This window comes from Rivularia sp. PCC 7116 (genome assembly GCF_000316665.1).
Taxonomy (GTDB): Bacteria; Cyanobacteriota; Cyanobacteriia; order Cyanobacteriales; family Nostocaceae; genus Rivularia.
Genome location: NC_019678.1, coordinates 6,284,826 through 6,307,309 on the forward strand (window position 1 = coordinate 6,284,826; position 22,484 = coordinate 6,307,309).

The 22,484-nt window shown below is 37.5% G+C and carries 18 protein-coding genes and 1 pseudogene; 7 read left to right on the plus strand and 12 right to left on the minus strand.

Translation table 11 applies throughout. From position 1 onward, the window contains the following. Positions 1-2: 2 nt before the first annotated feature. From RIV7116_RS24285 to RIV7116_RS37415, 7 genes and pseudogenes are all read right to left on the minus strand, one after another. Positions 3-4,832, minus strand: a complete 4,830-nt coding sequence (locus RIV7116_RS24285; RefSeq protein ID WP_015120977.1) for an S-layer family protein — start codon at positions 4,830-4,832, stop codon at positions 3-5. Between the two features lie 424 nt (positions 4,833-5,256). Continuing rightward, positions 5,257-5,967 (minus strand): hypothetical protein, encoded by a 711-nt coding sequence (locus tag RIV7116_RS24290; protein ID WP_015120978.1) that lies wholly within the window; start codon positions 5,965-5,967, stop codon positions 5,257-5,259. A 117-nt stretch (positions 5,968-6,084) separates the two neighbouring features. After that, positions 6,085-6,678 carry a hypothetical protein gene (locus RIV7116_RS24295; RefSeq protein ID WP_015120979.1) on the minus strand — a complete coding sequence of 198 codons (594 nt, stop codon included), beginning with the start codon at positions 6,676-6,678 and terminating at the stop codon, positions 6,085-6,087. Positions 6,679-6,980: 302 nt separating this feature from the next. Further along, complete coding sequence (locus RIV7116_RS24300) at positions 6,981-7,559, minus strand: hypothetical protein (RefSeq protein WP_015120980.1); 579 nt, start codon at positions 7,557-7,559, stop codon at positions 6,981-6,983. A 156-nt stretch (positions 7,560-7,715) separates the two neighbouring features. Continuing rightward, positions 7,716-7,826: pseudogene (locus RIV7116_RS37685) on the minus strand (hypothetical protein); the annotation flags it as partial. Positions 7,827-7,966: 140 nt separating this feature from the next. Beyond that, entirely contained in the window at positions 7,967-8,530 is a 564-nt protein-coding gene (locus tag RIV7116_RS24305; RefSeq protein WP_157229323.1) for an RICIN domain-containing protein, read from the minus strand. Positions 8,531-8,868: 338 nt separating this feature from the next. After that, positions 8,869-9,744 carry a calcium-binding protein gene (locus RIV7116_RS37415; RefSeq protein ID WP_015120982.1) on the minus strand — a complete coding sequence of 292 codons (876 nt, stop codon included), beginning with the start codon at positions 9,742-9,744 and terminating at the stop codon, positions 8,869-8,871. A 213-nt stretch (positions 9,745-9,957) separates the two neighbouring features. Between RIV7116_RS37415 and RIV7116_RS24315 the strand changes: the two genes are divergently transcribed. From RIV7116_RS24315 to RIV7116_RS24335, 5 genes are all read left to right on the plus strand, one after another. Continuing rightward, positions 9,958-10,716, plus strand: coding sequence for a peptidylprolyl isomerase (locus RIV7116_RS24315; RefSeq protein ID WP_015120983.1), 759 nt, complete (start codon positions 9,958-9,960; stop codon positions 10,714-10,716). After that, the gene (locus RIV7116_RS24320) at positions 10,668-13,241 is read left to right on the plus strand and encodes a peptidase domain-containing ABC transporter (RefSeq protein ID WP_015120984.1); all 2,574 of its coding nucleotides are present in this window, start codon (positions 10,668-10,670) and stop codon (positions 13,239-13,241) included. Before RIV7116_RS24315 ends, RIV7116_RS24320 begins: the two co-directional genes overlap by 49 nt. A gap of 228 nt (positions 13,242-13,469) precedes the next feature. Next, positions 13,470-15,302, plus strand: a complete 1,833-nt coding sequence (locus RIV7116_RS24325; RefSeq protein ID WP_015120985.1) for a S8 family serine peptidase — start codon at positions 13,470-13,472, stop codon at positions 15,300-15,302. 271 nt (positions 15,303-15,573) lie between these two features. After that, positions 15,574-16,011, plus strand: coding sequence for a protease complex subunit PrcB family protein (locus RIV7116_RS24330; RefSeq protein WP_157229324.1), 438 nt, complete (start codon positions 15,574-15,576; stop codon positions 16,009-16,011). A gap of 72 nt (positions 16,012-16,083) precedes the next feature. Continuing rightward, complete coding sequence (locus RIV7116_RS24335; RefSeq protein WP_015120987.1) at positions 16,084-17,583, plus strand: HlyD family efflux transporter periplasmic adaptor subunit; 1,500 nt, start codon at positions 16,084-16,086, stop codon at positions 17,581-17,583. A gap of 64 nt (positions 17,584-17,647) precedes the next feature. Here RIV7116_RS24335 and RIV7116_RS24340 read toward each other — a convergent pair whose 3' ends face one another. Next, on the minus strand, positions 17,648-17,872 hold the full coding sequence (locus tag RIV7116_RS24340; protein ID WP_044291163.1) for a reverse transcriptase-like protein: 225 nt from the start codon (positions 17,870-17,872) through the stop codon (positions 17,648-17,650). A gap of 191 nt (positions 17,873-18,063) precedes the next feature. Then, a complete protein-coding gene (locus tag RIV7116_RS34165; protein ID WP_015120988.1) occupies positions 18,064-18,588 on the minus strand; it encodes a reverse transcriptase-like protein in 525 nt (174 codons plus the stop codon). A 177-nt stretch (positions 18,589-18,765) separates the two neighbouring features. Here RIV7116_RS34165 and RIV7116_RS24350 point away from each other — a divergent pair, with 177 nt between their 5' ends. Next, complete coding sequence (locus RIV7116_RS24350; RefSeq protein ID WP_015120989.1) at positions 18,766-19,005, plus strand: type II toxin-antitoxin system HicB family antitoxin; 240 nt, start codon at positions 18,766-18,768, stop codon at positions 19,003-19,005. A 42-nt stretch (positions 19,006-19,047) separates the two neighbouring features. Next, the gene (locus RIV7116_RS24355; protein WP_232435836.1) at positions 19,048-19,233 is read left to right on the plus strand and encodes a type II toxin-antitoxin system HicA family toxin; all 186 of its coding nucleotides are present in this window, start codon (positions 19,048-19,050) and stop codon (positions 19,231-19,233) included. A 25-nt stretch (positions 19,234-19,258) separates the two neighbouring features. On the opposite strand, the gene RIV7116_RS24360 is transcribed toward RIV7116_RS24355, so the two are convergent. The 3 genes from RIV7116_RS24360 to RIV7116_RS36015 form a co-directional block, all read right to left on the minus strand. Then, positions 19,259-20,314, minus strand: coding sequence for a type IV toxin-antitoxin system AbiEi family antitoxin (locus RIV7116_RS24360; RefSeq protein ID WP_015120990.1), 1,056 nt, complete (start codon positions 20,312-20,314; stop codon positions 19,259-19,261). Between the two features lie 128 nt (positions 20,315-20,442). Beyond that, complete coding sequence (locus RIV7116_RS24365) at positions 20,443-21,216, minus strand: HIRAN domain-containing protein (protein WP_015120991.1); 774 nt, start codon at positions 21,214-21,216, stop codon at positions 20,443-20,445. Next, on the minus strand, positions 21,213-22,133 hold the full coding sequence (locus RIV7116_RS36015) for a hypothetical protein (protein ID WP_015120992.1): 921 nt from the start codon (positions 22,131-22,133) through the stop codon (positions 21,213-21,215). Before RIV7116_RS36015 ends, RIV7116_RS24365 begins: the two co-directional genes overlap by 4 nt. Positions 22,134-22,484 lie beyond the last annotated feature (351 nt).

The following is a 22,484-nucleotide window of genomic DNA, read 5'->3' on the forward strand; positions in this document are numbered from 1 at the left end:
AATTAATTGCTTTGAAACACGCAAGACGATGAAGAGGAATTTGATTTTCGTGTCGTCAAAAGTAGTTTGCCGTTTGGCATTTTCACCCATCCTTGAGCTTCTCTAATTACTTTTGGTTTGGAAGCAGTTGTGGGTTTATTTTCTTGGGGGTTAAGTGTTACCCAAGGAACTTGAGCGGTATTACTTTCAAGGGCTTCGTTGGGGCTGGGAGGTAAGCCACCATGTCCGGTGTTGATGAATTCACTTCTACCAGCAGTACGGGTAGTTACACCCTGGCTCGATGGACAAACCTGGACTATTTCTGGGGTATTTGGTTGTTGGGGTAGCTGGGGTTCGGGGTTGTCTGTTATTAGCGAAAGAGTACCGTCTTGTCCTAGTCGAGAAGCTGCGGTAAAATCACTGTCTGGAGTGCGAACTTTATCGAAATTTACGAATCCGTAATCACCTTTGGCTTTGGCAGATAACTTTCCACCTACTCCTCTTCCATCAGCAGTAACAACGATATCGTTATTATTAGGTATACCAGAAGATTTAATGAATTTACCTACGTCTATAGTCAGGTTGCCACCACTTGCATTTCCAAAAGCTTCCGAACTAATTTCACTGTCTCTTCCTTCAAAATCGATATTGTTCGCTACGTTTATGTTAATATCGCCACCTTCGCCTTGAGTAGATGTTAAAGCATTAATGCTGGCTTGATTCTTTAACAAGAGGGAATCGGCGGTTAGAAGCATATTGCCTGAAATACTGTTTTCTCCTGTGCTACTGACAGCTATTTGTCCTCCATTTAGGACTTCTAAGCCCTTTGTACTGATATTTAAATCTCCAGCCTTGCCACCTTCTTGAGAACTTGCAGTTAAACTACTGCTAACTTCCCCGTTAGCTGAAACACCATCTACTTTAACCAGTTGAGCTTTATTTTCCAGAGTATTAACTTTTATGTTTCCTCCTGAACCTTCACCTACAGTTGCTGCACCAATCCTTGAGCCACTGAGAACATTAAGTTCATTTGTTGTAATGATTAAGTTTCCACCTTTACCAGAGTTAAAGGTATCAGCAGAAAACACTGCTCCACCAGTTAGATTGATTTGACCTGAATTAACAATTAAGTTACCTGCGTTACCAGAACCTATAGTAGCAGTTGCCAACCCCGCCAAGTTCTTTAATTCTATGGATTCTGTCGCATTTACCGTTAACACTCCCCCATCTTCAGCATTTTCTTTTAAAGAAAGAGAAGCTGTAGCGGCTCCAGCGTCATCTTGAATCGTTAATCGCTTGGTATTAATGATTAAGTTTCCTGCTTTTCCACTACCTAAAGTAGATGCTGTTATACCTGTGCGAGTAGAAGCTGCTAAAATCAAGTTCCCTACAGTAGGACTTGGATTGAATGGTGTAGGGTCATTGCCACTGATTGTGACAGATTCAGTAGCATTTATGCTTAGATTACCTCCATCGCCGCTGCTTTCCGGACGAGTATCGGTGCCTATTCCAGTAATTTGAAATGGGTCAGACTGGCTGTATCTAACATCCAATTTACTAGTATCAATAGTTATATTTCCTGCATTGCTAGTACCAGACGTTTGTGACCGCAATCGACCACCATTCAAGACTTCTAAAGTATCAGAGGCATTAACTAATATATCACCTCCTTTCTTCACCGCATCTGTTGCATTTATAGTAGAAGCTCTTACTTGACCGTCGTCGATTAAAGAAATTGATTCAGCAACAAGATTTATATCGCCTCCTCCAGAAGAAAAGATTTGAGAACCCAAGTCCTGAATCCTTATCCCTGCATTATTGTCATTTTCATTGCTAACAATGCCATTAAGGACTATTCTTCCAGTCCCAGTAGTCTCCACTACACCACGATTAAAAATCGAAATACCGTTATTTTTAGAACCATCTGTAGCATTACCGCCCCCTTTGCCGGAAAAATCTATATCGCCATTTACTGAACTAACTTTAGAGTTGCCTTGAACTAATATCCCATGATTCTCATTTGTCCCATTTCCACCAGTACCATTCAGGACTATTTTTCCTGTCCCAACAGTACTCACTACGCCGTTTCCATCCAAAAAAATTCCAATGTTTTTGACATTAGTTCCACCACCTTGCCCAATTAAGGTGATATTCCCATTCTCTGAAGTGATTTTGCCGTTATTTTCTTGCTCTATGCCCGTGCGATCGCCAATCCAAATACCGTGGTTATTGCTACCAATTCCTCTCGCAGTCCCTGTCAATGAAATATCACCACTTACAGATGTAATTTCGGAATTGGGATCTAAAACAAGTATTCCCTGATTCCCATTCATCTCTGATTCACCATTACCTCCGGTTCCTGTCATGGTAATATTTCCTGCCTCAGATATTACTTTGCCGCCACCCACAATTGAAATGCCCTCATTGCCGACAGAATTGTTACTTGTACTTGCTGTTGCTTCAGTAGTACCTGTCATCTCAATCGACCCTGCACCAGTCGATTCCACCAAACCATTTAACAAAATATAAACGCCATGATTAATATCTCCGTTGCTTGAAGCACCCTTGCCTATGAAGCTAATCTTTCCGTCCTTGGAACTTACTTTTGAGTCATTAAAAATTTTTATCCCATGATTTTCACAATTTTCACTACAGCTTCCAGTTCCACTTGTGCCATCTAGGGTAATATTACCTTCTCCAGTAGTTTTTACTAAGCCGCTTTCATTCAAATAAACACCTATATTGTTTTTGCCAGTTCCACCACCTTTCCCGTTTAAGGTGATATTTCCATTTTCTGAAGTAACTTCGCCGCCGTTACCCCTACCAATCCAAATACCGTAGTGATTGTCACCAACTCCTCTACCAGTCCCAGCCAATGAAATATCACCGCTTACTGATGTAACTTTGGAGTTGGGATCTAAAACAACTATTCCCTGGTTCCCATCTGTTTCTCCTCCATCATTACCTCCAATCCCTGTCATGGTAATATCCCCTGTTATGGTTTTTACTATCCCACCACCCACAACTGAAATAGCGTCGTTTCCGTATACATTGTTATTTGTTTTTGCTTCGGTAGTACTCGTCATGTCAATTGCTCCTGTCCCAGTTGATTCCACCAAACCGCCAGACCAAATAGCAATACCATGATTGACATCTCCATTACTTGAAGCACCCTTGCCTATGAAGCGAATCTTTCCATTTTCAGTTTTGACTTGTGAATTACCAACGAATATGCCGTGATTTCTACATTCAAGTCCAACAGCGCAGCTTCCGGCACCACTTGTGCCAGTTAAGGTTATGTTACCTGCCCCAGTAGTTTCTATGACGGAATTGCCGTTAATTCCATCTATATTAATGCCTTTACCGTCAGAGCCACCATCTTTTCCTCTCCCTATAACTTGAATATTACCCCCTGCGGCATTAATTTCACTGTTGGTAAGATTTATTCCGGAGGTAGAAGCATTACTGCCTTTGCCACTCCCTGCAAAATCACCACCGTTTGTGTTAATAGCAGCATTAGTAATAATTAGAGAACCTGCCCCACTATTATCTTTATCAGCATCGAGTGTAACGTTTCCTCGATTACTAGTAATATTTGCATTGACGTTAATATTGTTATTAGCTTCAGCGGTTAGCTCTACTCCATTAGCAGCAATGTTAACCGGAGCATCAAAGGTAATATCATTGCTAGCTTGTAAGATAACATTGGCTGTCGCAGCATTAATAGTACTATTTTTAATAGTATTATTTACACCAGAGTCAGCAAATTCGTTGTTGGCTGCTAACTCAGATGGATTATTTCCACCTTCTACAATCGTGATATTAGTTGGATCTAAGAGCAAGCTGCCAAATTGACCATTATTTGCGCTTAAATCAACCTTTCCTTGAAAAGCTAAATTCTCCTTCCCCGAAACCTCCGCAAACCCACCATTACCAAACTGACTTCCACCACGAGCGCTAATATTCCCATTAAAACCAGTAGTTTCATCAGCCCAAACAATTACACGACCACCATCACCACTCGTTAGCGCATCAGCGATAATATTTGCACCAGAACCAACAAAGGTACGTTTTGCATTGGGAACTTCACCTTTACCTTGAAAGTCCCCACCAATCAATACATTACCGCCGCCCGTTTCACCTGAAACATCAATCTGGGCATTATCAAGTAAACCAACCCGCTCCCCTAATACGTGAACTGTTCCACCTGGGGCTGTCATTTTACCGCTGGTAGTAACAGTATTACCCGCTAAAGCTAACTTTTGTCCTTCTCCTACTTGGAGATTCCCTTCATTGTTAATATTCCCCGCTTGCTGAGTTCCATATTGCAAACCAACAGGAACAGCCATAGTCAGTAGCGGCTTAGACTCTAAATTATTAGCACCGAAAAGGATTCTATCTTCAAAGTTTACGCCTTTACCCGTACTTGCTACAAACGAACCCCTTATATCCAACCTTGCATTCGGTCCAAAAATAATTCCATTTGGGTTGAGCAAAAACAAATTTGCATTACCTAAAACCCCAAGAGTACCGAAAATATTAGAAGAATTATTCCCCGTTACTCGACTAAAAATATTTTCTACCCCAGTCGGACTAGCGAAATCAACTCTTTGTCTTTCACCAACATTAAATTCTTTAAAACTGTGAAATAAATTAGAACCTCTAACCGCACCACCATCAATTCGTTCGGTATTCGGATTTACAGGTGTGACTACAGAATTTTCTTTCCCTTGAGACTGGTCTGGTGTAACTTGCGCTACAACTGTATTTGCAGAAAAGGTTAGTGCGATCGCCGTAATTAAAGGAACCGAAAAACACAGTTTTTTATTGGAATATTGCCAGTTTGCACCCATATTAGATTAGCTCGCTTGTTTTAGAAAATTACAGATTAATTTGAAAACTTATGAACCTAGTAAAATTTTTTATACTTTCAAGGGGAATTTACATTAGAAAACTTTGGTGAATTACGTTCTTTATTTTTTCTTAATGATTCTTGAAAGTTTAGTAATTTGCATAACTAAACATAATAATTCCACGAAGTCTATACTCAAATAGGTTTATTTTTTTGCTGATTACAACTAAACTTTTGATATTGCCTGAACATAGCCTTTCTTAAGTAATAAAACTTTATGATGCTTACCTATATTATGAAGTATTCATAATTTATAAAAAGTTAAAACAATTAACTTGAAGAAATGCAGAGGGCAGAAATAAGTAATAGTTTTTTTATCTGCCCTATTAAGTAATCTCAAAACTCTATTTTTTGTAAGAAATAGGTTACTGAGACTTAGGTAACTTAGGTTTTGTCTTGATTGGAACTTGTTTAACTTTAGTTTGTGGAATATTAGATATTGACATCGTGGGTAAAGCAGCAGGAGCTTTAAGTTGAAGAATATGAACGGTTCCTTGAGGAATATTAACCACTCGAATTTTTTTAGAAGAAATCATCCCCTTAAAAATACCAACTGCATTTCCAGCCAATCCCCCTTTAATCATGCTGTTGCTACTACCTTTTCCGATAGCTCCCCCAAAACTGGCACCAAGACGACTCCAAGCAGGAGAATTCTTTCTTGCTCTTTCATTTCCACTGACTACAGTTTTTTTAATGCTGGGAATTATAGGGCTAGTTGCTTCAATCGGGACAATTTGACCTTTAACAACAATAGATTCAGCGACTATTTTTATATTTCCTTCAGAGGGAACAAGTTTAACCGCAATTGGGCTATTAGCTGGAACAAGTTCTCTTCCTGTTATGTCTACAATTGGTTGAGCTAACGGTAATATCATGGGATGACTTTTACTTTGTCCAGCATCCAACTGAACTTCTTGGGGAAACGCAATCACTAGTGCTGTAGATTGGGGAATTGCTTTTACTTGTTCTTGAGCTTGCAACTGATGTGGTTTATTAAGTTGAGCTTTAGCGGGAACTGTAGTTAAACCTGAAACTAAAACGGTTATTGCAATGGTTAATAAAGTCTGCTTTTTCATTTTTCTGTCTCCTTATTAAAAAGCTTATATTTTATTTAATTGGCATCAATAAATAGTAATGTTTAAGGAATTGTGAGGAATATATAATTTTTCTCCTTAAACTACAACTATTTGGACTTACCAACCTTGCATTAAATTATTGAACGTACTTGACTGTGATTTTTTCTCTATCTCTTCAAGTCTTACTTCCTTTTTTGCATCAATAGCCATACGATTAGTTTTTTGTTGTTCGTGGTTGATATCTCTTTGAGCAGCAGAATTAACAAAAGTGCTGCAATTTTCACCTACTGTTTCGCTGGTTACAGTACTGCGGTCGTAAGTAATTCGTGAATTTCGATTCCAAGAAGAGTTTCGATTATTTTTAGAATTATTTGAAGCTGTTCTTGCTGTACTATTTTTAGATCCACCTTTTCCGTTAACGCCAATTCCAGCAAAACTGAAACCACCACCACCACTTTTTTCACTAGAACGATTATAGGATTGTTGATTTGAATAGCTACTAGAAATGCCTACTGAACCTGAATTATTTTGATTGATAGAACCAGAATTATTGTTTACATTTTGAGCAACGATATCATCGCAATAAGCACGATGGTCTGTAGCTAAAACGCTCTCATTAATCCAAGATTTATACGGTTCTGCGGATGCTGGTAAAACAGAAGTAAAAATAGTTGTTGCTGCTATCAAAGAAGTAAATAAATTCAAGCGCATTGATTTTCTCCTTGAAATTCTATAGTTGGTTTTGTTGGACGGGATTTTAACCCCTTCATTAATTCAATAGGTTTGGCTTCGATTTGATTTATGCACTTTATGAATAAATACGGTTGAATTAGGGGTTACGAGCAATAAAGAAATCAAATTTTCTAACTTTCATTAACTGAACCGTATTGCTTTATCGGCGAAACGAGGTCAAATTACAATTTCACAAATCCCTGCCCGTACAGTAGTTGTAGGTTGGTTGTTCCAAATCAAATGACAATTTCATACTTTGAAGCGTCTTGAAATTGATATACCTAAAACGCCGATGGGTCGTAAGATTGGTCAAAAATACCATCACCATTACTATCCCGCGAATACTCATTTTCCATCCATGCTGGACTGTCACTATTTGAGTAGTTACGGTCGCCAAATCTTCCTCCAGGGGCACCCGGATATTTCAAACCACCTTGTTTTACGCTGTCTTGCACGGCATTGTGGCAATCGTTTACACCCAGAACCCAAACACCATTATTAGCATTTTTTCTACAATGGTTGAGGACTTTATCTTCTCTTCCTTCGCTCGAAGGTACAAAATTACAACTATCTTTTAGCGGACCGGCTTCAGGCTTATCTGTTCTCGAAGCCCAAGGACTGCCAGCCATTCCACAAGCTTCCCCAGTTCGAGCATCCCAAATATAACTATGATTACCTACACCAGCATTTGTTTCCCGATTGCATACCCATACACCAGCATTAGAACCGCAGCTTAAGTTTTGCTGAGAGTTTCGACGTTGTGCAGAAGCTGGAATACTGAAACTTGTTGCAAAGACTGCACTACAAGCTCCGAGAGCAAAGAAATATTTTAACTTTCCTAGTTTGGTTTGAATTTTCATTTTCTTTGATGATGAATTGTAACTATCGATTCTTGCTCATTATTAGCCGTTCTCGTAACGCACCAAACCCGAAGGGAATGTTGCGTTACGTGAATTGAAGATTGCACCTCATAAATACCGATTTTGTTCAAGAATCAAATCGGAACCCTATAGTTTTTAAACAACTAAACCATTTATAGAACCGTGAAGAATGTTAACAGCACCAGAAGCGTTAATAGTTCCGATGTCTTCACCAAACGCTCCTATAGCTAAATCATCATAGCCATCACCGTTAAAGTTCCTATTGCTTTACCTATGCGTGCGTGTAACTTACCTTTTTCCTCGGCTCTTATTTCAGGAATGGTGCTTGACGAATAATTTGTTAAATTGACAGATAATTAGTTGATGTACATCTGTTTACAGTATTGTTATGCACTTACTGGAGAGAGTTGAAATTTATATCTGGCTTCATGACCATCAGGAATTGGACCATAAAGCCAAAGTTTTCCACCATTTTCCGTTTCTCCTGAACATATGTACTTTCCAGAAAACTGGTGTCTGAGATAGTGATAGCCATCTCCTTTATCGATTAATTCAAATTTATATCTTGCTTCATGACCATCAGGAATTGGACCATAAAGCCAAAGTTTTCCACCATTTTCCGTGTGTCCTGAACATATATACTTCCCTGAAAACTGGTGCTTGAGATAGTGATAGCCATCTCCTGTATCGATTAATTCAAATTTATACCTTGATTCATGTCCATTAGGAATAGGACCCCAAAACCATATATTACCACCATTCTCAGTATCTCCAGAGCATATATATTTCCCAGAAAACTGCTGTTCGATGGTGTAATACTGAGAATTTGACTGTGCTATTGTTTTTTTAGCAACTGACCCAAATGTTAACAATGCTGTGCTTAAGCCTGCTAATTTAATAAACTGTCTACGACTTTTATTTCCCACGCAAGAAAAGTCAGTTTTCATCATTTTTCTCCGAAATTTACTTTTGAACCCCTTCACTTACTTAATAGGTTTTTCTCCAATTCGTTTTATGCACTTCAATGACATCTGCATAAATTTATTCCAGCAAAAACCTAAAAGAATATCAACACTGCTCGGTTAAGGAATTGAGCACAATCGCTAGATCCCCCAAACCCCTTTAAAAAGGGGGCTTAGTTCCCTCATTTTTAAGGAGGGTTAAGGAGGATCTCCTCTTCACCGAGCAGTATTGAAACGAATATAGTTGAAATTTTTCGACAATAACATTGGTAATTAACAATTCAGTTCGTTTCCGTCGGTCTTAAAAGCACTATGGGCTGCAAAGATTAAACAATAGCAATATCAAGGTTAGTAGAGAAATCAGCAGGCTTATCCTCAAGAATTGCAAAAGTTGTAGCTAGAATACCATCAGTGGGTGAAGCATTAAAGGATAAAGCACCAGTAGAACTGTTGTAAGAAAACTGGTCGTTTGAAGTAGCTCCGAAGCTAAGTTTATCAATCACAATCTCGTCTCCTTCTCCCGAACTAAAGTCTTTAATGGTATCAATACCTTCACTCTTAAAATTAAAGATAAAATCATCAGCACCAGCACCACCAACAAGGGTATCTTTTCCGCTTCCACCGTACAACTTATCTTTACCAATACCACCACTCAAGTAGTCATTTCCAGACTCACCTTTGAGGTTATCATTTCCACCTTGACCGTATAATTTATCATTTCCGGAATAACCTAACAGGGTATCATTTCCCGTTCCACCAAAGAGTTCATCGATTCCCGTCCAACCATCTAAATAGTCATTACCTGCATAACCGAAAAGGTCGTCAGCCCCTCCACGACCGTAAAGTTTATCGTCACCTGATTGACCGTAAAGTCTATTTGCACCGTCATCTCCGAAAAGCTTATCGTTACCAGAACCACCTTCGATATATTCGATATTTTTGAGAGTTTCAGTATATGAGACACCGGGAGAACTTACTTTACCAGTTTGTAAATCTGCATTAATGTCTCCAGAATAGTAGTCGTAAGAAACTGTATCGAAACCGCTTCCACCATCAAAGTTATCTATACCAACACCACCAACAAGCTTATCATTGCCACCTCCACCTTTGAGTGTGTCATTACCTCCTTTACCATAAATAGTGTCGTTTTTAATTGTTCCAATGAGTGTTTGACTGCTGTTGTTTCCGTTAATAATCGCCATTTTTTTAACCTTGTGCTAATAAATTTGTATTTTGGAGTTCTTGAGAAAATAAACTTTTGAACCCCTTCAATTTCTACATAGGTTTTTGTCCAATTCGTTTTATGCACTTCGATGGCATCTGCATAAATTTCTTCCAGCAAAAACCTAAAAGAATATAGTTGATATTTTGCAAACCCTAAAAATAAAATTCACGCATTTAAGGAACTATGAACAATGCAAGCTAACTCATTTTTAACAGTTGACACCAAGCCAATTACCTTTGAAGAAGCTCTAAAATACCTGGAATCTTCAGAAGAAATAGGAAATTTTGTGGGAGAAGTACTACGTCAGTATATTTTGGAGCAAGAACTATCGTCAAGAGAAAAGCTAATAGCGAATTCAGCATTTGTAGAGCAAGCAGTTATTAATTTTCGCTTGGAACAAAACTTAACTGAGGCTAAAGCATTTGAGCAATGGCTTACAAGTAATGGTTTGAGCTATGAAAGTTTTCATCAAAAATTTCAGAAGGGATTTCAACTTGAAAGGCTAAGAGATGAAATTACTTTACCCAAGTTACAAGAAGTTTTCATTGAGAAAAAGATTTTTCTTGACCGAGTAGTTCTCTCTCGCTTGATTGTTAATAATCAAGAATTAGCCGAGGAACTTAAAATCCAAATTGAAGAAGGTGAAGCAAGTTTTGAGCAGTTAGTTCGCGAGTATTCCACAACAGAGGACAAAATTTTTAACGGGATGATGGGGTTACTCAGTCGCGGACAACTTCCAGATGAACTAAGAGCCGCTATTGATTCAGCCAATCCTGGAGATTTAATTGGACCAATAAATAACGAAGAGAATTGGTGTTTGTTCCGCTTAGAACATATTATCGGTGCATCGCTGAATGACGAAGAACTCAAGGAAACATTGAAAAACGAGATTTTTGAACAATGGTTAGCACAAAAAATTCAAGAAAAAGAAGTACAGTTAGCAGTGTAACTGTTGCAGATGAAATATCTCAGATAGTTTGGCAAGATTTACCTTTATGTTTACTTTCTCCCGAACAACAAACACAATTCAAAAATTTAGCTCGGACTAATCGCTATATTTTGGGAGAAAAACTTTGGTCTACTGATATCCCAGGAAGACAATTTTTAATTATCAGTGGTAAGGTACGTTTAAAAGAAGAAAGCACCAACAAATCCCTTGCTACTTTTACGGCTGGAGAATGGTTTGGGGATTTACTAGAACTTTCTGGGGACATCAAAGTAGTTGCATCCAGTAAAGAAGTAGTAGTAGCTTCCTGGGATACAAGTCTATGGGAAGAAATCAACTCTCCAGCCATTAATGAATTTTGGGAGAATTTGCGTGATAGCAAACAAATAAAATCAATCTCCCAACCGCAACAGATATCGGGTTATCCATTTGTATCTAGCCTCAATACCGCAGCTGCTTGTTTAACAATGGCTGCACAACAATTGCAAAGTCCGGTACAGTTGGATTGGGTTAAACGTCAGTTAAAGGGACAAAGACCAAAGCATCTAGTAGCAGCCACTGAAAATTTTGGGATGCGTTTGCAGAGGTTGCAGGTTCGTTGGGATGACTTACATCAGCTTTCTTTCCCAGCTTTATTGCACTGGCAACAAGAACATTGGGTTGTAATATATGGTGTCCGAGGTAATCGAGCAATTATCGGTAATCCCCTCAACCCCAGTCAAACTTGCGAAAGTATTCCTCAATCGGTCGTTGAATCTGCATGGAACGGACAACTTTGGTTGATAGAACCAATTCTTAAACAAGAAAAGTTTGGTTTAAGTTGGTTTTTACCACCTATTTGGCGCTACCGTAATTTATTAGCAGAAGTATTATTAGCATCTTTAACCTTGCAACTGCTGGGATTAGCCAGTCCGGTATTAACTCAGGTCATTATCGACAAAGCAATGGTTCAGGGTAGCATTTCAACCTTAGATGTAATGTTAATTGCTTTGTTTTGCATTGCTTTATTTGAAGCATTTCTGGGTATTTTACGGATGTTCACTTTTACCCATACTGCTCGTCGTTTGGATTTAAGTTTATCTTCTCAAGTTTTTCGTCATCTAATGCAGCTACCCCTAGCTTATTTTGAAGCTCGTCGAGTGGGAGACACCGTTGCACGAGTCCAAGAGATGGAAAATATTCGTCAATTTCTTACGGGAACTGCTTTGACAGTAGTTTTAGATGCAATATTCGTTGTCGTATATTTAGTTCTAATGTTCTATTACGACTTAAAGCTGACGATGGTTGCTTTAGCTGTCATTCCTTTATTTGCTATTCTTATCTTTGTTTCTACACCAATTCTACGACGTTGGCTGAATGAATCTTTTAACCGTAGTGCTGATAGTCAATCTTTTTTAGTAGAAACAGTGACTGGGATTCATGCAGTCAAAGCCCATGCAGCGGAAAGGACAACACGAGAACGCTGGGAGGGATTGTTTGCTCGTTATGTACGTACTGATTTTAGGGCTGCAACCGCTTCCAATATTAGCAGCAACATTGGTAACTTTTTTCGCAGCTTATCTTACCTGTTAATTTTAGGATTTGGCGCTCACTTAGCAATCCAACAAAAGCTAACAGTAGGCGAACTAGTCGCATTCCAAATGCTATCAGGACGAGTCACAGAACCTATTTTAAGACTAGTACAATTATGGCAGAATTTTCAACAAGTTTTACTTTCCGTTGATCGTTTGGGAGATATTTTAAATGAAACACCAGAAGCAGAATCAGGAACGGGTTTAACTCTACCGACCGTAGAGGGACAAATTACCTTTGATAAAGTTTTCTTTCGCTATCGCTCTGAGCAAGAAGCAATTCTCAAAGGGATTTCTTTTAATATTAAACCGGGAATGTTTGTAGGAATAGTTGGTCGCAGCGGTTCTGGTAAAAGTACTCTTTCTAAACTTTTACAAGGGTTGTATCAACCGGAATCTGGTCGTATATTAATAGATAATTTTGATGTAAAACTTGCGGATTTAGCTTCCTTACGACAGCAAATTTCTGTAGTACTCCAAGATGATTTTCTTTTTAACAGTTCTGTCTCAGATAATATTACCTTAAGCAATCCAGAAATTACTCCCGAGCAAGTAATAAATGCAGCCAAGTATGCAGCAGCCCATAACTTTATCAGCGAATTACCTGAAGGTTATGAAACTAATGTCGGAGAAAGGGGTACAGCCCTTTCAGGTGGACAAAGACAAAGAGTTGCTTTAGCACGTTTATTTCTTTCCCAAGCACCGATTTTGATTTTAGATGAAGCAACAAGCGCTTTAGATAGCGAGACAGAACAAATGGTGCTGAAAAATATTAAAGAAGTAGGTCAAAATCGTACAGTATTTATGATTGCTCATCGCTTCGAGCCTCTCAAGCAAGCGGATTTAATTTTGGTATTGGATAAAGGTGTGTTGATAGAACAAGGAACCCATGCAGAATTAATCAAGCAACAGGGATTATACTGGTCGCTATATCAGCGTCAACAATCTTCGATATAAATTATTGAATATAGTTAAAAAGATATCTCAATCTAGTCCTTTTTTTTGTTTATTACAATTTTAAGGGCTAGATTTTTTCGCTGTAATGGTAATTTAATTACTAAAAAAATTATTGCCATAAAATCATAGATTTGGTAATTAATCAGACAATATTAACCAATGAACTGCATAATTTCACAATCAAATTTTCCTATTAATAAATAGAGTTAGCAAAAGGAATTCACAGTTATGCTACTGACTGACAAAACAAAGAATAGCAATGGTGCAACTAATAGTTTAAACACTACAGGGAATTTCCAAATATTAGACAATTCTCTTGGTTCCCACGACTTAAATAATTACTCTGTTTCCAAATCCAGAAGTCAGAGTAGTTCTAGTGCTACTAGTAAAGCTTCTTCTGCTGTAGACCCTAACGGTAGTTTTTCTAAAGCCAATCAACTAGGAACTCTACACAATAGCCGTCGAGAATATGGTGATATCGGTTATCATACTAGCTACGGAAAAGATAAACAAGACTTCTGGAAATTCAGACTAAATAGTAACCGCGATGTAACTCTAAGTCTTTCTGGCTTGAGTGAGGACGCTGGTTTAGCAATATATGACAGTTCAAAGAAATTAATTTCTTGGTCTAACAAAGGTGGTAATGCTTCTGAATTTATTCGTAGCTCCCTTTCTAAAGGCGACTACTATGCCCTAGTTTATAAATATTCTGGTAATAGTACAAATTACACGCTTACAACTAACCTCAACTTGAGTAAGTATGTAAGTGGAAATTTAAGAGCTAATACTTTCTCGCTTGACTCTCGTTACGACAAGATGATTTTCTCTGGAAACGGTAATGTCGATTACGGCACTGGTCAGCGAGATATTCTCAATCTTTCTAGTATTTCTTCCAAAAGCGTAAAATTTAATTATGCAAGCATTTATGGAGGTGGTGTCCTTTATAACCCTGGTAAAGGTAGTCGTGTATTTGATGCTGTTACCTTAAGTAACGGTAAACAAATATTATTTGAGGGAATTGAAAAAATTAGCTTTCGCGATCGCACAATTAATTTATCAGTAAAACCCAATGACCCTTTATTTAAGAAACAATGGAATTTACATATGACGGGGGTTCACAATGCGTGGCGTTTTACTAAAGGTTCATCAAAAGTATTAGTTGGCATACAAGACACAGGACTAGGAACTAATAGTCGTGGTTTCATCCACTCAGATTTACGTAGAACTACAATCTACAAAAATAACTATCGAGATGAATTTTTCCGTACTTTTAAGGGTAAAGGTTATGGAAGAAAACTTACTTCTCATGGAACACCCGTTCAAGGAATAATTGGGGCTGCAAGTAATAATGGATGGGGTATGAGTGGAATCAACTGGAATTCTCGGGTCTTCAATGTTGATGTTCTTGATGGTAATAAAAACGACCAATCTCTTACCAAAGCGACTCAAAAGATGATTAATGAGGCTAGTCGTAATGGACAGCGGCTTGTCATAAATATGAGCTTAAGTGGTGGTAGCATCAGTAGTGCGTTTGAAAAATTGATTGCTCGAAATCAAAAGAATGCTCTGTTTGTAATGTCATCTGGTAACAATAATCGTAATAGTCTCTCCGATCCTGCAAGTCTGTCAAGTAAGTATAGTAATGTTATTTCTGTAGGTGCTTCTTGGGGAACTCGCGATACACGCGGAAATTCCAGAATACCCGGTACTCGGATTTCTTATTCCGGATGGTGGGGTTCAAATTATGGGAATGGATTAACCTTGATGGCTCCTTCTGAAGTATATACCACTAATGCAAAGCGTAACCCATCAGGAATTGTTCAGTTCGGATATGATAGCCGTTTTAGTGGAACTTCCGCAGCTGCACCCCATGTTACAGGAATTGCTTCATTAGTTTGGAGTGTAAATAGTCGATTGAGCGCAACCCAAATTAAGTCAATTCTGTCACAAACAGCATATAACCTTGGCGCAAGAGGCTATGACAAAGTTTACGGTCATGGATTCGTTAATGCGGATGCTGCTGTTAGAAGGGCTATGGCATTAGCAAGAGGTGCTGCATAATTTCTAAAATTTTGAAATAGTCAGTTATGTAACTCCTAATAGTATAAGAGCAGTTAGGAAAAATTCTTTAAAGAGCTTTTCAAAACTGCTCTCTGAAATAATTGATCGACAAAATGAGATAGTTGTGATGACTTACTTTAAAAAGTTACTAATTCATTATTTAAGTTTAGGATTAGCAGTAGTTCCTCTAATTAGTTGTTCGTACCCAACCCAGGCAGAAAACTCCCCTACATTATTTTCAAAACTTACTGATTCTTCAATAGGAAACAATATGAGTAATCTAATTAAATTTGAAGTAGTCGATATTGGAGCCAATCCTTTAGAAGAGAGCTTTGAGCCTGATTCAAAAGTACTTGTATTCCGGGATAAAAGGAAATGGAGTAAGTTCTGGAATACAACTTCCACTCTAGATTTAAACTTACAAAAACCAGAAGCTCCTAAATTCAATTTTGATAAACAAATGATTATTGGATTAACTTCTGGTTCTAAAAGTACGGGAGGTTATAGAGTTATTATCGACAAAATTGAGTCAATTCAAGGAAAACAGGATAAACGCTGGATAATTCACTATACCGAAACAATACCCGATGATAGTTGTATTTTAACCCAAAAACCAACTACTCCGAGCATTTTCATCGTAACGGATAAATCAGGTATTTCTAAGATTGATTTAAAAGGTAAAAAAATGGTTTACTCATGCTCGAATTAATTTCAAATGTTTATCAGCAATATATTGACAGATATTAAGCTATCTAATTTTCAAGGAGTATGATATCCCACTATGCAAAATTCACATCCCGCACTTTCAGTCATCAAAACCCGTCAAATTCGCCAAAAATTTGTCCAAAATGAAGATTACTTATCTCATGAATTAGGACAAGCAGTTAAGAAATTACCACCCTTTTATACTCGTATGCTTGCAGGGGGTATTAGCTTGTTAGCACTTGGCACCCTTACCTGGGCGCATTTTAGTAAAGTTGATGAAGTTGCAGTAGCTCAAGGTAAATTAATTCCTTCCGAACAAGTGCGTCCATTACGTTCTATGGGAGAAGGAGTAATCAAAGAAATCAAAATTAAAGAAGGAGATAAAGTAAACAAAGGGGACATATTAATTGAACGGGTTCCAGACTTACCGGAAGCAGAAATTAACAGTTTAGAGAACTCTGCAAAACTTATTGAGCAAGACTTAGCACGTCTGGCAGCCGAGCATACGGGTAAAGTGTCAACTGGAGTCGGATTACAAGACCAATTATTACTATCACGTTTGGAAGACTTTAAAAATCGCCGTGCTGCTGCTGTTGCAGAATCTAATCGTCAACTAGCAATTAAAGATGCGGCTAAAAAGCGATTGATTGGTTTGCAACTAAACCTTGTGAATGCCAAAACTAATCTTACTCATGCACAAACTAGTTCTATTAACGCACAGAAGCTTCTGCAACAAAACGAGAAAAGACTCAAATTAGCTCATAAAAGAGAGCAGTCTTTTGCTTCTTTAGTAAGTAGTGGTGCTGTTGCTCATATGGACTATATTGAATCCCAAGAAAGAGCTATCAGTACATCTGCTGATGTCACTAGAGCTAATAATGAAATTACCCAAGCACGCGATCGCATTACAGATGTTCGGGATAAAATTACTTCTTTGCTAAGAGATATTGCGGTGCAAGAGCAAGAGATTCATCAAGCACAACAAGCATACACCGCTACTCTCAATCAAGCAAAACGTCTCGATGCAGAACGCACTAGCGAAATTTTGACTCAAACCAATAGACGCAGAGAAGAACTGACTAATATTCAAGGTGAACTAGCTAAGGTCAAAACTAGACGCAAAGGTGAAACAATTAAGGCTCCAACACAAGGAATAGCTTATAATCTCAAAGCAACTGTTGGACCAGTGCAACCAGGAGAAGAATTACTATCTATTGTCTCTCCTAAAAATGAACTAGTATTAGAAGCAAAAGTACTCAACCGCGACATAGGTTTTATTAAAGAAGGAATGGACGTGAAAGTAAAAATGTCTACGTTTCCCTTCCAGGAATTTGGTACAGTAGATGGTAAAGTAATTAAGATTAGCCCTAATGCCGTTAATGATGAACAATTGGGGTCTGTTTTCTTGGCACGAATAAAACTTACACAGCATTCAATGAAAGTACGAGGTAAACAATCTAACTTTACCCCAGGAATGACTGCAAGCGCAGAAATCGTAACTCGACAAAAATCTATTTTAATGTTCTTTATTGAACCAATTATCAGTAGATTTGATGAGGCATTTTCAGCGAGGTAAAAACAACAGTTAGCATAAATCCATCTCTCAAGTAGACGTTATACTTTCGCCATTTTCCGAGGACTCATAAATACTCATTCAAATTCCCATAAATTAAATACTCCACGTACTCTTCAGCAAGACTTTTAGTATGTATAGGCTGATGCTCCTTTAAACATTTATTAGCTGCTTTATCAGCTAATTTATTTTGTTTTCTAGGAATCCAACAGAGGGAATAATCATCAAAATCAGACAATAAATTCAAGACTTGCTCGTGATAATCTAAAAATTTAGAGTTAGGTTTTATCAAATATTTTCCTGATATAGCAATCCGGAATCAAACGTGAGAAAACACTTAATATATAAAAGTAGCTCTTGTAACTCACTAATTACTAGGTTTTGTCGCTGAATTGATATATATTGCGTAAAACACAGTTAAAAATTTAGTTTCATGCATTACTAAAATATCATCAGTATTTTCTCATGAATTATTTAGGATTGCTATATCTGATAAATAACCATTTGGCTATCACCTTTGATTTCAAGCTTAGATATTCCTAATTCTTTAGCTTTCTCAAGACCAATAATCAATCCTTCATATTCTGCATCGTCTGCAAAAGCACGAGGAAGAAATTTGGTAGTTGTATGATAAGTTAAATCGGGCATTTCAATAACTGCGGCTGAAGCTGAAATCCCAGGTCGCCCTAAAGATGTACCATCAAAAGTGAGAATAGGTGGTCTTTTGGCACGAGCAGCCAACCGTGCTTGTTTTCGAGCTTTTCTTTTTTCAGAATTATGCAGTCGTTTTCTGGTTACATCCTTCAACGGTTTCTTTTGCCAAGGGATTTTTAATTGCTCCGAAATAAGCTTCATTTTCTCAATAGCTTCTACTTTAGATTTCGGAGCATTTTCAATCAAAATTTTGACGATGTGCCACTTATTTTTACCCTCTCGTCTAAATAAACAAATTTGATATTGATTAAGCTCTAATGGAGTTAAAGCAATTATTTTTTTCGGTGGAGCCATTTTCCTAATTTAGTCGCTTATTTACAAATTATAAAATTATAATTATGTAATCAAATCATTAAATTAGACCAATCCCAATCCTTCTTCACGCATAGCTTTCCACAAAATGCGTCAAAGTCTTTATCATGGAATCATGAAACCGTAGAAATAGGTATTTAATAAATCAGTTGAAGATATATGAAAAACAATAGTAAACAAATTTACAATTATACAGTTATTCTAGAAAAAGAAGCTGATGGAGGTTATCATGCTTTTTGTCCTGTTTTAAAAGGCTGTCATTCTCAAGGCGATTCTTTTGAAGAAGCCATTGAAAATATTACAGAAGCTATTGAATTATATATTGAAAGTTTAAGGGCTGATAATCAGTCTATTCCCAAAGAAGATTTAATTGTAAAGCCATTAAGTATTTTGGCATGAGCAATTTTCCTACTGTTAAAGAAGACAGAATTTATCAAAGTAATTGAAAATTTAGGTTTTTATCTTGACCGTCAGAAAGGGAGCCATGCTATTTATAAAGATAGTAGTGGACGAAGAGTGGTTGTTCCTATTCACGCGGGAAAATATTTAAAGCAAGGCACTTTGATGGGCATGATTCAAGATATTGGTATTGATAAAGAAACTTTTTTTGAGCTACTGGGAAAATAAATACGGTAACAGCTTATTCTCAGTTTCAAGCATTTTGCTGTCTATCCTTAATATATTTCATAAAAATACGTTTGGCAGTTTCCTCTAAACGCTTATTATTTTCCATTATCAACTCAGCATAAATTAATAACGGGTCTATGATAGGTTCAGATTGATTATAATCATAAGCGTTATAAGAGCCAAATTGCTTACAAAAAATAATTTCGCCTTCTGAACAAGGCTTTAGTTTCAGTTTTTCAGCTATTAATTGATAGTTTTCCTTAACATATAAAACTGCTCTTGTAGGAATAAGATAAGAAGTTGCTATTGCAGCTCCTAATTCTCCACCAACTAGAAAGTTATTTTCCTTTGCTTTTTGAATAAGGGATGCACAAAAGACAGTAAATTTACTTTTTACAATAGGTGTAAAAGTTCCGAGTAGCAATTCTGCTCTTAGAGTTTCAGCGTAGCCCATTTCCCAACGTTCTAGAAGTTTAGTATAGCGGGTAATAATATATTTACCATCACGTTGCCTTTGTAGATAACCTAATTTATATAAATTATTTAAAGTATCATTTACTGTTACAGATATTACTCCAGCAGCAATAGCTAATTCTTCCGATGACGTTCTTAACATATCGGGAGATTTCAGCAGAATATAAATAACTTTAAGACTATTGGAAGTAATTTCTGAATGAGATACTGATTTTTCTTGAAACAGATGTTTCTCACGAATAAAAATATATGCAGCGGGACTATTTAGATAAATATTACCATTCGTGTCGATAAACTCAATATTATTTGCTACTAACTTATTAATAGCAGCTTCTGATAAAGAACGAGTAATAAGAAAGAGTTTTTCATTTACTTTTTGTTGCTTCAGCAGCAAATCATCTATGACAACTTCAGCCGTTGTGCTGGTGACATCTGGTTGAATAGCGTACATATAATCAACCGACTGTAACGGACTGTAAATTGTAATTATTCCTGTTTCTTTACTATAGAACCGCTTATTTGGTCTATTTTTTGGAGTGATTTGGATATTCGGCAATAATTCAAGGTTTTCTAAGCATTGCTGCAATAAATTTTCTTCATGTTGCATACTGGATAGGACTTTTATCTAACTTCTTTATATTAACGACATATGAGTTCGTTCAGCCAAGTTTTTGCCTGCATGTCTTAATGGTTTACTAATTAATCAGCAATGTATTTAGTTCAATTTACTCTTTTTTAAGAAGATTTAATAGTAGTCGCAACTTCTACATTTATAGGCTGGTACTGATAATTAGAGAAGGGGCGAAATCCGGGTTGAATATCGAAACTCATTTTGCACAACAGGCGAAATTGGAGCGGAGTTGGAGGTTTATTAAGACGCTCTACGCGTACCTCTAGGTTAGAATTTTGTCGAAGTAACTCAAAAATTTCTGCAAGCAGATATCGCGGACAATAACCAACAATGTAGTGGTCTTCGGTATTTAAAATTAAAGCCTGAGAATCGTAGGGATTTTGAAACTCATGAGCTAACCATAACTTTTCCCCAAATTCAAGCTGATTAATCCGCTCAATTGTACCGCTTGGTAAATGTCTTAGTCCATGGCAGAAAAAGTAAAGATGGTACTGTCCTCGTTCATCAATTTCTGGACAAGGAAAAACCGCAAGTGTATCTGTTTCTCGTTCCCCACCACTACGGGCTAAAATTGTAATTGGGTCATGTTCATCATTCGGAATATTAAGCCACTTAATAAAGCGTTGATAATCGGGACGCGATCGCGACATTAATCGATTCACGAACACCGGAAATAACTGAGTTGATGTGTAAATTTCATCTAAGTGCGGAAAGGAAGACAAAGGTTTAAAGGCAAATTTCTCTTTAGCTTCTCTTACACCTTGGGTATAAACAAATCGATATACACTTCCATCAAATGTTAATCGGCCAATGGGGAACCAATAGCGACTAATGGAGTCTTGCCAAGCTAGAAATAGTGTTGGTGTCTTTGTTTTCAAGATAGTGTTTTCCTCAAGGAAAGTAGCCTGTGTTTGTTGATTTTCAGAATTGACCGAGCAAAATTACTTGCATCGGAGGAGATTCGCGACGAGTTAACGCGATTAAAGATATCTAAAATATTAGCTTCTGTGATATTGTCAAGTCGAGCCAACCAAATACAAGCTGCTTTTGGGTAACAATTAGCAACTTTCAAGAACACATCAAACGTTTTAAGAGTCTTTTTATCATCCACACTGCCATAAAACGCCGAAAAACATTTGTTTGCATAAGCCTCAACTGAGCGTTTTTGTCTTTGTTCGTCAGAAAGGTCGCGTCCCAAACTTGAAGCATGGTCGTAAGTAGGTGCTAGGTGTGCCGTTTCTTGTGAGGTCGATGCTGCTTTGATTCTGACAATACCCCAGTTTTCGTGGTGGCGATCGCCATTGCCAATCCATGCATCTAGCAGCAGATAGCCAACAAAAACATCTACTGCTGTTTGAATACCAGAGGGTGGTATCCAATCAATGGGTAAATTTACAGATTGACGGTTGATCGTACTTAGCACTACATCTATTGTATGTTGCGAAACGCCGTAGGTGCTGAAAGCTGGGTAATTTGGCACGATTGAAGAAAGAAGTTCATTACCATGAACAAGCGTTCCGCTTTTTGGTAAAAAGTTGGGTGAGACTACACCGCGATTGCCTTCCCAAGTCGAAGCCAGTTTGTAAACAGCATGGGGAAGTCCTAATAATTCGCATAATTCTGCTGCTACTTTTTCTGCCCAATCTTCTCCCAAATTAGCTCGGCTTTGTTTATAAAGACAAGAACCAAGTTCTTTGTGATAAAACCAAAATTTATACTTGCTTCCCAAAGTCTCGCTGAAGGATGCTTCATAAGCTTTTTGAGTAACAAGTAGGACTGGAAATTCATTGGTCATAAATCCAATATGCCGCTTCGTAACCAAATAAAACAGGTAGTGTTAGGCCTTAGTCTATGATATTATGAACGATTGACTGCACCTTCAAAAATTTTAGCCCATCAATAGTTTTGAGAAAGCTCTAGCTTTTATCATTCTTACAATAGACTCCAAATACTGATAACCTTGCCATATTTTCTCATCTTCAGGTGTTAAGCCAACAGTCCTATTTTTTCTAGCAAATTGCTAATCTGAGTTTGTAGAGTTTCAGATGGATGTAAAGCAATAATAGCTTCGGGAGTGGGGAGACTCGCTAAAAATTCTATCACTTCAGTTGCACTTTAAAAATATAATAATGCTAGTTTCAAAGCG

What these genes read in the sequence shown, in the direction of transcription:
- RIV7116_RS24285 (WP_015120977.1), bottom strand. Translation starts at nt 4,832, where the DNA reads ATGGGTGCAAACTGGCAATATTCCAATAAAAAACTGTGTTTTTCGGTT.
- RIV7116_RS24290 (WP_015120978.1), bottom strand. Translation starts at nt 5,967, where the DNA reads ATGAAAAAGCAGACTTTATTAACCATTGCAATAACCGTTTTAGTTTCA.
- RIV7116_RS24295 (WP_015120979.1), bottom strand. Translation starts at nt 6,678, where the DNA reads ATGCGCTTGAATTTATTTACTTCTTTGATAGCAGCAACAACTATTTTT.
- RIV7116_RS24300 (WP_015120980.1), bottom strand. Translation starts at nt 7,559, where the DNA reads ATGAAAATTCAAACCAAACTAGGAAAGTTAAAATATTTCTTTGCTCTC.
- RIV7116_RS24305 (WP_157229323.1), bottom strand. Translation starts at nt 8,530, where the DNA reads ATGATGAAAACTGACTTTTCTTGCGTGGGAAATAAAAGTCGTAGACAG.
- RIV7116_RS37415 (WP_015120982.1), bottom strand. Translation starts at nt 9,744, where the DNA reads ATGGCGATTATTAACGGAAACAACAGCAGTCAAACACTCATTGGAACA.
- RIV7116_RS24315 (WP_015120983.1), top strand. Translation starts at nt 9,958, where the DNA reads ATGCAAGCTAACTCATTTTTAACAGTTGACACCAAGCCAATTACCTTT.
- RIV7116_RS24320 (WP_015120984.1), top strand. Translation starts at nt 10,668, where the DNA reads ATGGTTAGCACAAAAAATTCAAGAAAAAGAAGTACAGTTAGCAGTGTA.
- RIV7116_RS24325 (WP_015120985.1), top strand. Translation starts at nt 13,470, where the DNA reads ATGCTACTGACTGACAAAACAAAGAATAGCAATGGTGCAACTAATAGT.
- RIV7116_RS24330 (WP_157229324.1), top strand. Translation starts at nt 15,574, where the DNA reads ATGAGTAATCTAATTAAATTTGAAGTAGTCGATATTGGAGCCAATCCT.
- RIV7116_RS24335 (WP_015120987.1), top strand. Translation starts at nt 16,084, where the DNA reads ATGCAAAATTCACATCCCGCACTTTCAGTCATCAAAACCCGTCAAATT.
- RIV7116_RS34165 (WP_015120988.1), bottom strand. Translation starts at nt 18,588, where the DNA reads ATGGCTCCACCGAAAAAAATAATTGCTTTAACTCCATTAGAGCTTAAT.
- RIV7116_RS24350 (WP_015120989.1), top strand. Translation starts at nt 18,766, where the DNA reads ATGAAAAACAATAGTAAACAAATTTACAATTATACAGTTATTCTAGAA.
- RIV7116_RS24360 (WP_015120990.1), bottom strand. Translation starts at nt 20,314, where the DNA reads ATGCAACATGAAGAAAATTTATTGCAGCAATGCTTAGAAAACCTTGAA.
- RIV7116_RS36015 (WP_015120992.1), bottom strand. Translation starts at nt 22,133, where the DNA reads ATGACCAATGAATTTCCAGTCCTACTTGTTACTCAAAAAGCTTATGAA.